Source organism: Candidatus Thorarchaeota archaeon (assembly GCA_021498125.1).
Classification (GTDB): Archaea; Asgardarchaeota; Thorarchaeia; order Thorarchaeales; family Thorarchaeaceae; genus B65-G9.
This window is the reverse complement of record JAIZWL010000001.1, coordinates 1,398,817-1,413,917: the sequence shown is the minus strand read 5'-3', so window position 1 is coordinate 1,413,917 and position 15,101 is coordinate 1,398,817. Positions and strand designations below refer to the sequence as shown.

Below are 15,101 nucleotides of genomic sequence, written 5' to 3'. Positions count from 1 at the left end.
GAGTGGCACAAAAGCATAGTATGAAACAATACTGGAACTTGCAACTGGTTAAACGACCTATAAGGAATAGTGTCCAGAAACAGAATAAAAAAACAGAAATGGTCAAGGAAGAGTGAGATCTTCCGAGACCTTGACCAGAGATCAATCTTGATAGCCTTTCATGTAGCCCTCACGCTGCTTCCACTTCTCTTCAAGACGCTGCATGATGGTCCACATGCGATACGTGTAGTTCCAGGCCTCATCAAATTGTCCTTGGTTCATCTTGTCCAAGAACTCTTCGGCGACATCATTGATCTCGCCAATGTCATCAATGATAGTGGCATCGAATTCGTACATGCGATCAAGGGCGTCTTCATTGATCTTTTCCTTGGACCCCCATGCGGCATAACCATAATCGGCGTAGCGAATTGCCGATTCAATCTTGTCGGTCAGGTTCAACATCCTGTCAAAGGTCTCCCACGTCTTGGTGAGATTATAATCGACAGCCATCATCTGCAGCTTCTCGAGGTCTTGCTTTACCAACCTGAGTTGATCTGCAATAAACTCTCTGAGGACTTTATCTGCGGCGCGCCGCTCCTCTTTCTCTTGGTACCCATGCCAGCCAGGAATATAATGAGTGATCTTACCAAAAAAGCCACCCTTAATGTCCTTGGCTGCCTTTTTCCGAATCCGCTTTGCAATTGGGTCAGTGATTTTACCCATGCCGTGTTTTCTCCTTAATTAATTATTTACACAACCCAAATTCCCGTGGTGGTGTGGGTTGTCCTATGCAGAATTTAGACATGTATGCTTTTAAACAATCTTACGAACAAGTCTCTGCAAAAACCAGTTTGATGCACATTCAAGACCACCTTGTCAAAAGGGGTTCTTGGTCAACAGTTGGCGTTCTCGATTATTGTTCTGAAACGGAAATATGATCCACCATTTGCACAGGCCTCTAATGGCGTAGTACCAAAATGGTGCTCATTCAACATACTTGACCTGAAATAGTAGATTATTTCTGTTCATCAATAATTGTGGTACTGCGGTCGCATATCTCCTTAAGTTGTAACGGATTGAGATCCCCTTCAACGGTGATGCAACCACGTAACTCATTGATAACATCCTCAAGATCCACCATCCCTGACACAACCATTTCAGTCATTCAATCTACAACACACGCTAGTGAAACCACTAGACACATTTCAACGACTCATAGACCATCTCAGGAAACTTGAACGTGACCTGAGGTAAGACGAAGGAGGCCTCATCGAGATACTCGTTCGCCTCAGTACGAGTGCGCTCAATTAAATTAAGACGTAAAGCAATTTCAGAGAACATCCTAACATTTCCGTGCACCAGACTTGAAACCATGGTTTCTACTTCATCGCTAGAGCAGAATCCGAGTGCATGAGCCAGTGGATAGATGAGTTCCCCAATACGAAAAGCAAGAGGGAAATCACGAGCCGAGGACTTGACCATCAACTCAAGATTAGAGGCTTGGCGCACTAGTTGAAAGGCACCCCCAAATGCGGTTGCAAATGAGCGTAACATATCGATGTTGATGGCTCTCTGTTCGTTGAGCAAGGCACCAACAATAGCAGCCTCCCCGACAAACGAAGTGACTCCAAACTGGGGGGACTTGAGGATGTGTTCTAGTTGATCCATCAGATCATCGGATGTACTTAATGACAATAATCGAGCACTCAACCTCAAGAGCTGTATGAGTCCGTTTCCAAGATGAACCATACTCTGATGTGTACCATGATCGGCCATGATCCTTGTCGCCTCTGCTAAAAGCAAGTCCCCAGCAAGAATCAGCAATTTGTCAAGCCCTCTACTGCCACCAATAGTACTAACAGATTCAGGCTCGTTAATGACATCGTGTAATAGTGAGGCTGTGCGTACAAACAAGACTGCCGATGCAACATTTAGTGCTCTAGTAGGTAAGACACCCATTGCCTCTGCACTAACAAGTGCCATCACGGATGAAATCTCGATATCATAAGCCTTGAGAAAATCAATGATGACTCCACGGATAAGTGGTTCCGTCGTGCTTCGAGCGTTGATCAATCCAGTTGCAAAAGATACAACATCATCAGTCTTCTGATGTAGAGTGCTGCAATTGAGGAGATTTCTAAATTCAATTTCTGTGTGCAAGAGGCAGTCTCTCCATCTCAATGACCACGGATTTGCCTTAAAAATTTAGACACAAATTCAGGGCATTGATGATTTGTAAACAAGTCAATGCTACATAAACGATTGTTTTTCGGCCATGATCTCAAACTATTGATAGTTACTAAAACATTACTGTGATATTGATAAGATACGGTGACTACAAAATTACTACATTTGTGGTGAACATAGTGTACTCACGGTTCACCTTTAGTTCAACTCAAGAATTGGAGAGATAGTCAATGGACAAGATTGTAAGAAACCTAAGCGTTCTGTCAGCAATTGCTGCGGTCTTAGGAATTGTTAGCGGTTACGGAAGTACCTGCCCCACACTGGATCCACCGACTGATCCAACTAGTAAACTATACATCATGCATACTCTTCAACCAGTCTTCATCATTACAACTGCACTCACATGGGCTGTTGGCATAGCATGGATACTATTAATCTGGGCAATAATAAGTCGTAAGGCTTGGTTCTACACGTCTGCGGTGCTAGTGAGCCTAGTCGGTGCACTAAGTGGCTTCATTCCAGCAATCCTCGTAATGATAAATGGCATGCCGTTTAGCCCCTCACTGCTGAGAGCATTTCTCAACCTATTCATTCTAATCTATCTCGTACTGCCATTTAAAGCACCAACCATCAAGGCTGTCTTCACAGCATCCAGCACTGTGACCACAGGCATCACCTCTTCAATTGTCATGTACATGCTCATTGCGATTGGAATAGTGCTCATGCTGCAACCAATTGTAGTTCCTTGGACGCATGTCATAGACGGGGTCTACGAGTATGGTCTCGAAGCACTGCAATTCTTCGGCGGACTTTTTTCGGTCCTACTCGCAGGATCCATCAAACTCTCTGAACGCATTCATGCAACACATCTACTCAAGCTCGGCAGAGCTACAGAAATTCCCCATGATGAGACCATCACACAATAGCAATAAGCAGTGACTGAGGTAGTAGAATACTGCCTCAGCCTGCCTTTTCATCTGCGTCATTTTCAATGGGCACCTCGGATTCTGGCCCAAATTCAAGGAACTGACGAACCTTGTCAACATTGATCGTAGCAATACCATTGTGAACACATGTAAAGGACTTGCATTTCTTTTGTTGAATATCGCCCCACTTAATGCCCCAACCCTTGAGAATACCAAGGACTACATCAAGATCCCGGCCTTTCTGAGTGAGCAGGTACTTCACACGAATAGGCATACTCTCGGATTCTACCAGTCTAATGACAATTCCCTCCTGCTCCAAAATGGTCAATGACTCCGAGAGCACACGAGCCGATATCTTGGTGCCAGTGACATTGATCACTCTATTCAATAGGTCTGTGAAATACAACTCCTCACCAGTCATCAGTTCGCAGAGAATCCATGGGATCCATTTTCGCCCAAGAATCTTCAATGCGCGCAGAACACTGCAGGTTTCCATCGGTTCGTCCATATGGCAACACTCTGAACGTCTAATTAGTAAGAGAAGAGGAGAAAAATTTCGAGTTTTAAGAATTGTCTTTCGGTCAGCAAATCACTACATCGTAAGCCACTTACAAAATGATTATTCATTAGATCAGTTACACGTACACAAGAACATCATCATCATCATCATTATTATCATACCATCATAGCATATGAATCATGCTATACGATAACACTACTTAGGATAAGCCATAGGAATCGCCACAAGAAAAATGGTTACGGACAAAAGCTCTAATGAAATACATCAACATCGTATATTTCCACCTCGTAGGTTATCAAATGGTAACATGCTTACCGTATTGACACGGATTCCTTTTTAGTGAGGCTTCACCTGAAGAAAATCATTCGGATGGTGATCACCATGTCGTCAGAAAGTGGAGAACAGACAAGCAATAGTAGATTTCAGGCATTCATCAAATGGCTTGGGACCTACAAGGGTTTGATCACAGCAACAATTGTGTTTGAATTTGTTATTGTAGCATTTCTTTCTACAATGTCACAACCAGTTGTAGATATGCTAGGCGGATACATACTTCCCTTTAACTTGAATCCGTCACATGAGGCTACTGTAGCACGAACAATAATGCTGTATCATTCATTGGCAATCACATTCCTCGGTGCAGTCGTATTATTTGCACTGGATATCTGTGATGTGCGACCAAAGTTTGAGAACTTGGTCAAATGGACCATTGTTCCCGGATATTTGATGACCACTATCACAGGACTGATTTTTGCATACATCCTTCCAGGAGAGATGGTCACACACGCCTTGTTCATAGTCGGACTTACACTTGTCTTCTTTAGCGGAGTTCTCTTTTTGATAGGAGTCTGGCCAACCAAAAACTTCCCCGAACGAAAGGAAGAGGGACCGTACATCAAAGGGATCAATCTTGCACAATGGAATCTTGCAATAGCTGCACTCTGTATTCTTATTTCATCCACACTTGGCGCTTCTGTAGGTGCATACTTCGGCAGCGGCGTTGAACCATTTTTGGCGGAGGAACTTCTCAGACTCGAACATAATATCTTCGAGCGGGCGATCATTGGACACCTACACATCATGCTTGCGCTCATCGATACTGCACTCATGCTTATCGTGTTCAGGTGGACTAACCCTGAACAGAAGGGACGATGGTATCTGCTTGGAATGATCCTTACTATCCCTGGGACGATTATCATCTCAGTAGGCGCTTGGCTAGTACCAGTGGGTTATGAGAAGGCCCACACAGTCATCAATGTAGGAGCAACTTTCGCACTCATGGCGGCACTCATTCTGATGTTCTTTGGATGGGTCGAAACATCGAAGAAAGTCCTTGGTGAGAATTACGACACTGCATCACTTGGACGAAAGGTCATTGCGGTCTTTAAGGATCCTGTACGTTTTGCGCTCTATTTCATGTTCATGTGGGTGAATGTAGTTGTCACGGCTCCGGGGATTTATCTGGCGTTCAACCTTGATTACTTTAGAACGATTGACTTTGCAATCGAATTGACGATAGCGATTGGACACTGGCATGTACTAGCCACATTGACAGCAGTGATAGCGTTACTACTTGCATTCGATTATCTCAATATCAAGGGAGTGGCACGACAGATTATTGGATGGACTCTGCTCATTGCAAGCATAGTTGCATTCTTCTTTGCTGACGCATACATGTTCGAACAGGAACTGGGCATTCCGAGATCAATTGCATCATTTGGCATTGATATTGGTCTCATTCTGCTCATAGCAGGTATCGGACTTTTCTGTGTCTACATGCTATCGGAACTCATTCGAGGCCGATACGATAGAGAATAAGACCGTATGATATAGCGATGGACAGAAGGAATCTCTGAGAGCCAGAACAATACTGACAAGAATTAGGTCAGTACCTCTGTCCATACGCAATATCTTTTATCACAAGGCGTAATCGCAAAGTAGGGACAAAGAGATGTCAGAGAGTTCAACTCCCTCCAAAACAAAAGAAGACTCGACCAAATCGTCTATGTTTGGCCTCTATGGAGAATTGATCAAGAGCAAACAGACTGTGCTTCTTGTCTACACAACAGGTTTCGCATATCTGATGAGCACATGGAATGTAGGTATCAACCTACTCCAAGCACTCCTGCTAATCGTAGGGCTCACTCTCGCAGTCTCAGGATCCACTCTACTGAACATGTATATCGACAGGGACATCGATGCAGTAATGATTCGCACACAGAACCGTCCGATTCCAAGTGGGAAGATTGCCGCGTGGAAAGTACTCATACATGGTATCATTCTAGTGGCGCTCGGAGTAATCACCTGCGGACTGTTCATTAATCAGGTCACCATGATCATAGTATTTCTTGGATTCTTCTTGGATGTGGTAGTCTACTCGGTATGGCTCAAGCGCAAGTCCCCAGCCTCTATTCTCTTTGGGGGTATCGCAGGAGGGATGCCAGCCCTGGCGGGTCGAACTGCTGTCATCGGCATGGTAGATCTGACCGGAATTATGATGGCCCTATTCGTCATCTCATGGATTCCACTGCACATCCTAACCCTTGCACTACTACCAGACAATCTTGCAGGCTACAAGGAGGCAGGAGTCCCCATGTGGCCCGTTGTCCGTGGGGAGCATGAGACCATGGTAGTCATAACAATCTCTGCTGTGATTAGTGCAGTCGTAGTGGTGCTCACAGGAATGGTCATGGGATTACATTGGGTAGTCATGCTACCTCTATTGATTCTTAGTCTTGTGATCACTGCACGGGCGGTCTCGAATCTAAGAGGCGCGACACAGGAGGCCACCTTCTGGATCTTCAAGATGGCGTCCATGTATATGGGCTTTGCATTCCTATGGCTCTTTGTAGGAATTGTCATCACACCATTCTTTGTCACATTGGTGCCATGGCCTTGATGGCATGACATCTTCTTATTTTTATTAAAGCGGGAAATATAAAGAAAAAAAGTCACGAGTGGTCAAAAAGACCATCTCGTTAGATTCGTATCATTTACCATAGTTGGAATTCACGCTTTACAAAGCCCTTCCAGACATCAGGCAACTTGGCGATGACCTCTTCGACAATGCTGCCAACGGACTTCTGTGCTGCCTTAAGATCACAGCTGCCATAGAGTTCCACGTTGACGGCCTGAGGCTCGGTAATGGGTGCACCAATTTGGCTGACCACATAACAGTAGACCTGTTCGAGGTCGGGGTTCTCATTAACGATCCGCTCAACAATCTCACGGGCTGCAACGTTGTAGGTCTTACCGACGTGTGAGACCGGGTTCTTACCGGCTGCTGCCTCAAGAGTCATTGGTCTGTATGGAGTAATGAGACCGTTTGCACGATTGCCACGACCGACCTGTCCGTCATCACCATGCTCGGCTGATGTACCAGTGACTGTAAGATAGAAGAGTCCCTGATCAGGTTTGTCAGCCGTATTAACAGCAACATCGACCGGCTTGTCAGTTATCTTTGTAGAGAGATCGAGAAGAAGGTCTTTGATCGCCTGCATGACACTGGAATACTCATCAGCATCATGGGTCTCGGTGGAGATAATGGCTGCTGCCACTTGGAGGTGGATCTGATCACCAACTCGCGTACCCATGACCTTGATGTCCTCACCAATCTGGGGCCACTTCTTCTTAATAGCTTCGGAGTTAAGCAGCTCCTCGGACTCAAGCACAAGCTTCTCTGTTGGTGACAGTGGTGCATAAGCGACACCAAAGCTTGTGTCATTAGCACGGGGAACATCAACACCGACATCAAAGTTTCCAACAAGATCAGTACTGCCAGCACGAATCTTGTAATCGATGATCACATCGGAGTTCACATCAAGATGAGGAAGCTCCTTACTGAGCCAATCTCGTGTATGTTCAACAGCAAATTTACCGACGGGTACCTGACGCTCATAATCTTGATCAACAACGTCAACGGCACGGCCACTCAGCAAGAGATAGATAGGTTCAATGACATCACCGCCACCGAACCGAGCATTGGACTGGCCACCAACAAGAAGCACCTTGTCTACATTGTGATGTTGCACACGTCCAAAGGTCTCGAGGTAGTATTCACTCAATCGAATGGAGAGTTCTTCAGCCGCTTTGTCACAAAGCGTATCTGGATGGCCTCGGCCTTTTCGCTCTACAATCTCAACTTTTCGTTTGGTGACGGGGAGACCCTCACCGCAAGTGACTTCCAGATTCATTTTAATCACTCCTAGAGAGGTCGCGGCGATGGATGGCTTATAAGGTTTGTCATAGGTATTACCCACAGGAATAACTTTAAAGTGTCATTATTACTGACAGTAATATGTTGTGATATACTGTGAAAATTCCGATCGACAGTATTGCGAAGATGAGAAGGCGACTCGGAATCACTCAGGCCGAGCTTGCAGAAAAGGTCGGGGTATCTCAAGCATACATTGCACGATTAGAGAGCGGCTCGCTTGACCCAAAGGTCTCGATTGTCAACAAGATCTTCGAGGTCATCGAATCATGGGGTGTCACGTGCGCAGATGTCATGAGCAGGAACCCTGTGACTGTGGACGCCAGAGAATCAGCAAGTCATGTTGTCAAACTGATGCTCGAACATGGATTCTCTCAACTTCCCGTCGTACGAGTGGGCAAGATCGTCGGAATGGTGACTGAGAAAGACATCATAAAGAACCTGATGCGAGACCTCAAGGAGATGTCAGTACAAGCAATAATGGAGTCGCAAGGTCCACCAGTTGTCGAAGAGGACACACGTGTCGAAGACATACTCCAGCTCTTTGACGCATTTCAAGCAGTACTAGTACGACACAAAGGGAGACTCACAGGAATAATTACAAGGTCGGATCTATTACCGCTAGGAATGGAAGATGCTCCACTGCCTGCTCGAAACAAATAGGCAAACAAATAGGCAAGCCCACCGGATGTGGGCCGATCAGGAAGGAAGGAGCTTTTTGGTCACATCAAGAATACCAAAATCACCCTTGCTCATCAGGGCGTCTCTAAGCAGATCAAGATGCTCATCAAGATCTTTTCGAAGGTCTTCAAGTGTTCTAGGAATGATATTTGGCTGAGCAGTCCAGACGGTGAGATAATTGCTCACAACACCAATGTCAACACCACCCTCCTCAAGATCCTTGAATATTGTGATCTTGACAAGGAATTCCGCCTCGAACATATTGAGAATTTCTTGAATGCTCATCAGGATGACTTCGAGATAACCGATGATGTCTTCAATGAGCGGGCGCTCGGAATCGCCACTATCATACTGGGATTGACCAGTACGACTCCGGCCGTAACGAGAATGTAACAGTTTCTTTATAGATGATGGGTCAGCGTCGCCCAACCAACTGGTGATCGGTTCGGTATTTCCCCTAAGACTCTCTACAAATGTTTGAACACGGGCGGCCTTTGATCGCAGATTTTCAAACATCTTCATGAGCTTTGTAAATTCCTTTATTGAGGACTCAAGTGCTGGGACTAACTGATCAAATAAGGTGACAAGGAGCTTGCCCTTCGTGTTGTCACGGATCTTCTGGAACCCCTCAAGTTTTCCCAAGGGGCCGTCTAAATGCTCGATCTGAACAAGAGTGTTTGTTAGAGCTTGAATTGATTTTACTGAGGCCCGCTGGATCTTAGTCCAACGGTCAATGAAGGAATCGATGCCTTCACGCAAATCTTCAATTTCATCCAAGGGATCGTCCACGGCGCACTCTCCATAATCAACCTCGCGGCGAGGATATATAATTCATTCTGCGGTGGCATTTTATGCGAGTCGCTACAATTTTTTGAGTTATGTGGTCATACCGCGGGAGAGAGAACGCATCCGCATCTGTATCTCCTCGATCTCAGCCTCTAGCTCACGGCGATAGGTCTCATATGAGGAGTCATCAATCTTGCCAGCCTCGTACTGCTTCCGATAATAATCCAACTTTGCTGTAAGGAGCGACTCACGGACTTCAAGCTCTCTTAGTCGAGCACGGGTCTCAGAGATGATCTTACGTAAGTCGTCCTCTAACGTAAAGATCTCTTCCTCCAACTCAGCCTTCAGCCGCGTATAGAGAGCATTGTCGATCTTGCCTTCAGTATAGAGATCAACAAGGTGTAATAGTGCCTGCCGTGTAGCATCACGTCGCGCGGTTATTTCGAGAGTGACATCCTGTTTTTCTGTGAGACCGAGTGCCGAGGCAAGGAACGGGGTAGTGATCCCCTGAACAGTCAGGCTCACCATTAAGACGATAAAGACGATACCGTTGATGGTCCGTGCAATCTCTGCAAAACCAGGAACCGCATAGCGCGTTATCGATGCAATACTGATCGCCGCAAGAGCCGCAGTCGCCACACCCTTGACTCCAGCCCAACTCACAAGAAAACGATCTCGCCAGCCCATCCCCTTGTCGTAGGCGGTCACAAGAAACACCGCAATTGGACGAGCGAGCAAGATGACAAGTGCGGCTGTTATGAGACCGGTCATGACAAGATCGGGATTCAAAAAGAGATGCTGAATGTCCACAGTGGCGCCCAGTAGGATGAAGATGACAATCTCAAAGGCAAATGAGACATTCTTCATCGCACCTCGCATGGATTTTTGCGGGAGAGGATCCATCTTCATCATTCGTCGAGCATTGGCCATGAATATTCCAGCAAAGACCGCCGCAAGAGCACCCGGATGAATTCCCAGTGGAGCAAATAGTTCACCAATACCGTACGCAAGAATTGGAGTAGCAGCAGTGAGTATTGAGAGTGATGTGTCTTCGCCAGTACGAACAATAATACTGCCGATCACATATGCTATACCAAAACCGATGAGAATTCCAACGATCATACTTAGGAAGAACTCTTGAACAACAACAAACCATGGCACAGACAGTGCGGGGATGATGATAGGAGTAAAGACGGTAATAACAAGTACAACGGCCGTTGCATCATTAAAGACAGCCTCACCTTCGAGAATCGAGAACACTTTACGTTTGACACGAACTCCACCGCTCTCAAGAACGGAGAACAACGCGGCAGGATCTGTCGGAGAGAGAACGGCACCGATCAGAAAAGCAACAACACCAAGAGAGGTGAACATCGCAATAGTGAATCCTGCAACAATGGAAGTAACGAGGACGCCTAGAGTTGCAAGAAGCATGACCGAAGTAAGTGAGAAGCGAAGTTCACGGATGTTCATCGTCAGTCCTGCGTAGAACAGAACTGTAGCAAGAGTGAGCTGCGCAATGAGGTCAAGACCGATGATCTCTGTAGACAGGTCGTTGAGAGGAACGACTTGACCGATAAGGACTCCTGCAATGATTAAGGGGATGGGATAGGGAAACCTGTATCTCTCTGAGAGCTTAGCAATGAGTGCACCGCCTATGAGAATAGGAGCAATCAGATAGAGATCAAGTGCCACACATGCCACCTCAAAAGTCGGTCAATATCTCAGCGATCTCTTTCAGATAGTCAGAAATATGCTCAAGCTCGCTCACAATTTTACGCATCATGTAACAGATGAAAGGCGAATCCCCACCCGTTGCAACAGAGACCTGCCTGCAGATGATGATGTTGTCCTCATCGATCTCGCGTTCCAACCGGATAATAGTAGCACTCTCGTTATCGGCAGCCTCTGACTTTTCAATTCTAAATTCGATAAGTCGAGCAAGCGCCTCGAACTGCCCATGAACTTTTGAGGCAATGGATGACAGGGAGTCCATATAGACCTCCTGGAATGATTCACCACGGACCATATCAATTAGGATCTTCACTTGTGCGAAAGTATACTGGATCTTGAGAAGATGCGAGATGATCGAGAGGGCCACTACACCATCTTCATTCTGTGGCAACCTCTGACAGAACTCGTAAGGGGACATCAGATCCCTGAGATGAGAGATGATCGTCTTTCGTTTCTCATGCCAGTCAATAACTTTACCACCACAGTCCTTACAGAGTTTCTCGCTCAGCACCCGACTAATCTGCAGGTGCATCTGGACAATCTCTGCTAGATATTTGAGGATCTCATCTTTTGTGAGATCAGGCTCACTCATTCCTTCTTCACCTCTGTAGTTGGTCGTGTCCATGACAGATCAATCCGGAGATGGATGTACTCTTTCCGGAAGGCAACTTCAATTCCGGTCTCCACAGGTTCGCCGAGAGGCAGAGTGATGATACCATCCCTGAGACTTGGCATTGGGAGCTCCAACTCTGAGCCTTGCGCGACCTGTTCAGCAATCCTCGTAAGGAGTTCTGCCAGATTCCTCAGGGTCTTTTCCTCTTCGAACTCATAATCGTCGATTCTCATGCTATGCACCTAATGAGTCAGTGTCTTCACAATACAACACACTTGGCCCTTTTTAGGCTAACTACATGATACAATTTCGATTGGACAACCAACATCCTTAATTTAGTGCAATCAAGGGTCGAAAGTGATTCGCTCACCAGTGAGTGAATCGCCAAGGAGAAAATAGAAAATGACAAATGATGAAGAGATGGTAGTCACCCCTTGGGAAGTCAAGGGGAAGATAGACTACGACCGACTGATCGAGCAGTTCGGTACTCAGCGAATCAGTGAGAGCTTGAAAGAGCGGATATTCAAGATCGCAGGTGAGAGAAACCTGCTACTCGACCGCGATCTCGTCTATGCACACAGAGATCTCGATTGGATTCTTGACAAGTATGAGAAAGGTGAGAAGTTCGTCCTGTACACGGGGAGAGGCCCCAGTGGTCATGTACACATTGGCCATCTGATTCCTTGGCGGTTCACAAAATGGCTTCAGGAGAAGTTTGACACCCGACTCTATTTCCAGATGACAAATGATGAGAAATTCCTGTTCAATCAGAATATGTCAATTGAGGATGTCCACAAGTACACACGTGACAACATCATAGATCTGCTTGCGCTGGGATTTGAACCAGAGGACACATACATCATCGATGACATCAAACATATCGACCTCATGTATGAGATCGGCATCCGCGTGGCAAAGAAGGTGACCTTCTCTACTGCAAAGGCGGTCTATGGTTTTGAGAACAGCATGAACATTGGGGCCATCTGGTACACAGCTCTCCAAGCAGTACCTGCCTTCCTCCACTCGGAGATATATGGCGTCAAGACTCCATGCCTCATCCCCTGTGCAATCGATCAAGATCCCTATTGGCGTGTCACTAGAGATGTTGCAGAGAAACTCGGATACTACAAACCAGCCTCGATTCAGAACAAGTTTGTACCCGGTCTCGCAGAGGGCGGAAAGATGTCAGCGTCAGATCCCATGTCGGCTGTGTTCACTACTGATACACCAAAGATGGCTAAGAAGAAGGTCATGAACGCATTCACAGGGGGTCGTGCCTCTGCTAAGGAACAGAGAGAGCTGGGAGCGAACCCGGACATATGTTCGGTCTTCCAGTACTACAAATTCATCTTCATGCCTGACGATAAAGAGTTGGCTGAGATCGAACGGAAGTGCCGTGGGGGCGAGATACTCTGCGGCGAGTGCAAACAGATGCTCGCACCGATGATGATGGAGTTCCTTGAGAAACATCAGGCAGCCCGGGAAGAAGTAAAGGATCGTGTTGACGAGTTCTCTGCTGCAAGACTACGAGAGGAGGCGCGGCGATAATATCTCAAGGGGCGTTGTGATTCAATAGCATAACGCCCGTCTTTCTTCAGATCATTGCGGATAACTCACCTTTTGCATGTGGAGTTTCCTCCAATTGCCATGGTGTAAAAATCAACAAGAGATACAAAACATTTGGAGATATTTTGAAGGCGTGGCCATCGGAACGAGTTTTCATCAGATGAATTTCATTCTATCATCGATCTTCAGAAATACAATTACTAACTCGACAGTTTTCATCGTACACTTGTAGCATACTTGATGCTGAGGGAAACTCTTCCTAATGGTGTGTGTAAAACAGTATATATCTACATGCAACATGTTACATAGATGATGCAACATGACGGTTGTACAGACAAAGATCTCTCGTGAGGAGCATGCTCTCCTACTGCAACGCGCCAAGCAGAAGGGAACAACAATCAAGGAGATGCTGCGTCAGATCATCCGCGAATATCTCATGAGGTCAGAGGCGGACTCTGATGACCCATTCTTTAAACTGGAATTCCAAGGCCGAGAAGGTGAACACGGATCAGTAGATCATGACGAGATCCTGTATGGTGTGGGGGAATAAATGCACAGGTATTCCTCGGGTGTACTTTTTTCCGTTCATATATATGACCAATCAGAAATGGACGGCAAAGCCCAAGAGCAAACCTAACTATGCATATGTGTTTCACCGTGAGCGATTCGAAAACAAGATAATCAGGCCACACACGAAATGGAGATTACCTATCCGTTCCCAAGAGAGAATTGAGGTATGATCGAGTTGATACGACTTGGAATAGCCCAGACACACCCCGTGATCGGCGACGCCACCCATAATCTTGAACAGACAGCACGCTTACTTGCAACAGCAGAAGAGGAACGTGTTGATGTTCTCGTATTACCGGAATTAACAAACTCGGGTTATGCGTTTGAGTCACGTGAGGAAACCGAGGCCGCCGCGGAGACTATTCCAACGGGGCCGTTCTCACAACTACTCAAGAAATGGTCAAGAGGCAGATCTGTCGTTGGAGGAATCTGTGAGAGAACCAGTGGAGGTCTCTACAATTCGGCTCCGGTATTTGTTGATGGAAAACATGTTGTGACCTATCGTAAGGTACATCTCTTTAATCGCGAAAAGGAGTTCTTTTCACCGGGTAATCAAGAGCCACCCGTGTTCAAGTTCAAAGACGCAACATTTGGTGTAATGATCTGTTGGGACTGGATTTACCCCGAGATGGCCAGAATACTCGCGCTCAAAGGCGCACAGGTGATCCTGCATCCGGCTAACCTCGTACTTCCATATTGCCACAACGCAATGATCACACGATCTATTGAGAATGGAATATTCACCGCGACCGCAAACAGAATTGGCCGCGAGCGCGACCTTTCCTTCAACGGACGGTCTCAGATCACTTCGAATAAAGGAGAAGTCCTCGTTCAAATGGACGAGATGGAGACCGGGATTCGATGGGTGGATATTGATCCAGCAGAGGCAGATAATAAGAGACTAACGGATCGTAACGACCTGCTCAAGGATCGGAGGCCAGAATTATACACACGACTCATTCACTCGGAGGACCATGGGGAATCCGGCCACTGAACGAGTCCACAGGATACTTTGCTCGATTCTTTTTCATCTTTGACAGAATCGCCTCGGTCAGATCGATTCCGGTGACATCAGCCAATCTGATGAGATAGATCATGACATCCGCGATCTCATCGGAGAGTGCCTCAATGTACTTGCTGTCATGTACATATTTCTGGATATCATCTTCAGAGAGCCACTGAAACAGTTCGAGAAGCTCGCCCATCTCAATCGAGGCTGAGATCGCAAGAGGGAGCGGCCGCTGGTACTTGGTCCAGTTCCGCTCCTCTACAAACTTCCGGACAATGGAAGTTAGCTCGTCTATTGATTTCTGTTCTGGCACAGAG

General features: G+C 46.4%; 17 protein-coding genes. 7 read left to right on the top strand and 10 right to left on the bottom strand.

The features are described from left to right. Nucleotides 1-141: 141 nt before the first annotated feature. From K9W43_06690 to K9W43_06680, 3 genes are all read right to left on the bottom strand, one after another. Entirely contained in the window at nt 142-702 is a 561-nt protein-coding gene (locus K9W43_06690; protein MCF2136918.1) for a hypothetical protein, read from the bottom strand. A 292-nt stretch (nt 703-994) separates the two neighbouring features. Next, entirely contained in the window at nt 995-1,144 is a 150-nt protein-coding gene (locus K9W43_06685; protein ID MCF2136917.1) for a hypothetical protein, read from the bottom strand. 29 nt (nt 1,145-1,173) lie between these two features. Continuing rightward, nucleotides 1,174-2,139, bottom strand: coding sequence for a hypothetical protein (locus K9W43_06680; protein ID MCF2136916.1), 966 nt, complete (start codon nt 2,137-2,139; stop codon nt 1,174-1,176). A gap of 257 nt (nt 2,140-2,396) precedes the next feature. Here K9W43_06680 and K9W43_06675 point away from each other — a divergent pair, with 257 nt between their 5' ends. Continuing rightward, a complete protein-coding gene (locus tag K9W43_06675; GenBank protein MCF2136915.1) occupies nt 2,397-3,092 on the top strand; it encodes a hypothetical protein in 696 nt (231 codons plus the stop codon). Nucleotides 3,093-3,126: 34 nt separating this feature from the next. Here the strand turns inward: K9W43_06675 and K9W43_06670 are convergent, their stop codons facing one another. Further along, nucleotides 3,127-3,600 carry a helix-turn-helix transcriptional regulator gene (locus tag K9W43_06670; GenBank protein MCF2136914.1) on the bottom strand — a complete coding sequence of 158 codons (474 nt, stop codon included), beginning with the start codon at nt 3,598-3,600 and terminating at the stop codon, nt 3,127-3,129. 393 nt (nt 3,601-3,993) lie between these two features. Here K9W43_06670 and K9W43_06665 point away from each other — a divergent pair, with 393 nt between their 5' ends. After that, nucleotides 3,994-5,430 carry a hypothetical protein gene (locus K9W43_06665; protein ID MCF2136913.1) on the top strand — a complete coding sequence of 479 codons (1,437 nt, stop codon included), beginning with the start codon at nt 3,994-3,996 and terminating at the stop codon, nt 5,428-5,430. 133 nt (nt 5,431-5,563) lie between these two features. Continuing rightward, on the top strand, nt 5,564-6,511 hold the full coding sequence (gene cyoE, locus K9W43_06660; GenBank protein ID MCF2136912.1) for a heme o synthase: 948 nt from the start codon (nt 5,564-5,566) through the stop codon (nt 6,509-6,511). Nucleotides 6,512-6,605: 94 nt separating this feature from the next. Here the strand turns inward: cyoE and K9W43_06655 are convergent, their stop codons facing one another. Continuing rightward, a complete protein-coding gene (locus K9W43_06655; protein ID MCF2136911.1) occupies nt 6,606-7,805 on the bottom strand; it encodes a methionine adenosyltransferase in 1,200 nt (399 codons plus the stop codon). Between the two features lie 119 nt (nt 7,806-7,924). Between K9W43_06655 and K9W43_06650 the strand changes: the two genes are divergently transcribed. Beyond that, nucleotides 7,925-8,488 (top strand): CBS domain-containing protein, encoded by a 564-nt coding sequence (locus tag K9W43_06650; GenBank protein ID MCF2136910.1) that lies wholly within the window; start codon nt 7,925-7,927, stop codon nt 8,486-8,488. A gap of 36 nt (nt 8,489-8,524) precedes the next feature. Here K9W43_06650 and K9W43_06645 read toward each other — a convergent pair whose 3' ends face one another. The 4 genes from K9W43_06645 to K9W43_06630 form a co-directional block, all read right to left on the bottom strand. Beyond that, entirely contained in the window at nt 8,525-9,295 is a 771-nt protein-coding gene (locus tag K9W43_06645) for a hypothetical protein (GenBank protein ID MCF2136909.1), read from the bottom strand. 87 nt (nt 9,296-9,382) lie between these two features. Further along, the gene (locus K9W43_06640; GenBank protein ID MCF2136908.1) at nt 9,383-10,987 is read right to left on the bottom strand and encodes a cation:proton antiporter; all 1,605 of its coding nucleotides are present in this window, start codon (nt 10,985-10,987) and stop codon (nt 9,383-9,385) included. Between the two features lie 10 nt (nt 10,988-10,997). Then, nucleotides 10,998-11,618 carry a hypothetical protein gene (locus tag K9W43_06635; protein ID MCF2136907.1) on the bottom strand — a complete coding sequence of 207 codons (621 nt, stop codon included), beginning with the start codon at nt 11,616-11,618 and terminating at the stop codon, nt 10,998-11,000. Further along, nucleotides 11,615-11,872: a hypothetical protein gene (locus K9W43_06630; protein MCF2136906.1), complete on the bottom strand. Its 258-nt coding sequence runs from the start codon at nt 11,870-11,872 to the stop codon at nt 11,615-11,617. The genes K9W43_06635 and K9W43_06630 overlap by 4 nt, the downstream gene beginning before the upstream one ends. Nucleotides 11,873-12,041: 169 nt before the next feature. Here K9W43_06630 and K9W43_06625 point away from each other — a divergent pair, with 169 nt between their 5' ends. The 3 genes from K9W43_06625 to K9W43_06615 all read left to right on the top strand — a co-directional run bounded on the left by K9W43_06625 (nt 12,042) and on the right by K9W43_06615 (nt 14,769). Further along, nucleotides 12,042-13,187 (top strand): tryptophan--tRNA ligase, encoded by a 1,146-nt coding sequence (locus tag K9W43_06625; GenBank protein ID MCF2136905.1) that lies wholly within the window; start codon nt 12,042-12,044, stop codon nt 13,185-13,187. Between the two features lie 337 nt (nt 13,188-13,524). After that, a complete protein-coding gene (locus K9W43_06620; GenBank protein ID MCF2136904.1) occupies nt 13,525-13,755 on the top strand; it encodes a hypothetical protein in 231 nt (76 codons plus the stop codon). Nucleotides 13,756-13,941: 186 nt separating this feature from the next. Further along, entirely contained in the window at nt 13,942-14,769 is an 828-nt protein-coding gene (locus K9W43_06615) for an acyltransferase (protein ID MCF2136903.1), read from the top strand. On the opposite strand, the gene K9W43_06610 is transcribed toward K9W43_06615, so the two are convergent. Further along, nucleotides 14,732-15,097 (bottom strand): nucleotide pyrophosphohydrolase, encoded by a 366-nt coding sequence (locus K9W43_06610; GenBank protein ID MCF2136902.1) that lies wholly within the window; start codon nt 15,095-15,097, stop codon nt 14,732-14,734. The genes K9W43_06615 and K9W43_06610 overlap by 38 nt on opposite strands. Between the last annotated feature and the right edge of the window lie 4 nt (nt 15,098-15,101).

What these genes read in the sequence shown, in the direction of transcription:
- K9W43_06690 (MCF2136918.1), bottom strand. Translation starts at nt 702, where the DNA reads ATGGGTAAAATCACTGACCCAATTGCAAAGCGGATTCGGAAAAAGGCA.
- K9W43_06685 (MCF2136917.1), bottom strand. Translation starts at nt 1,144, where the DNA reads ATGACTGAAATGGTTGTGTCAGGGATGGTGGATCTTGAGGATGTTATC.
- K9W43_06675 (MCF2136915.1), top strand. Translation starts at nt 2,397, where the DNA reads ATGGACAAGATTGTAAGAAACCTAAGCGTTCTGTCAGCAATTGCTGCG.
- K9W43_06670 (MCF2136914.1), bottom strand. Translation starts at nt 3,600, where the DNA reads ATGGACGAACCGATGGAAACCTGCAGTGTTCTGCGCGCATTGAAGATT.
- K9W43_06665 (MCF2136913.1), top strand. Translation starts at nt 3,994, where the DNA reads ATGTCGTCAGAAAGTGGAGAACAGACAAGCAATAGTAGATTTCAGGCA.
- cyoE (MCF2136912.1), top strand. Translation starts at nt 5,564, where the DNA reads ATGTCAGAGAGTTCAACTCCCTCCAAAACAAAAGAAGACTCGACCAAA.
- K9W43_06655 (MCF2136911.1), bottom strand. Translation starts at nt 7,805, where the DNA reads ATGAATCTGGAAGTCACTTGCGGTGAGGGTCTCCCCGTCACCAAACGA.
- K9W43_06635 (MCF2136907.1), bottom strand. Translation starts at nt 11,618, where the DNA reads ATGAGTGAGCCTGATCTCACAAAAGATGAGATCCTCAAATATCTAGCA.
- K9W43_06630 (MCF2136906.1), bottom strand. Translation starts at nt 11,872, where the DNA reads ATGAGAATCGACGATTATGAGTTCGAAGAGGAAAAGACCCTGAGGAAT.
- K9W43_06625 (MCF2136905.1), top strand. Translation starts at nt 12,042, where the DNA reads ATGACAAATGATGAAGAGATGGTAGTCACCCCTTGGGAAGTCAAGGGG.
- K9W43_06620 (MCF2136904.1), top strand. Translation starts at nt 13,525, where the DNA reads ATGACGGTTGTACAGACAAAGATCTCTCGTGAGGAGCATGCTCTCCTA.
- K9W43_06615 (MCF2136903.1), top strand. Translation starts at nt 13,942, where the DNA reads ATGATCGAGTTGATACGACTTGGAATAGCCCAGACACACCCCGTGATC.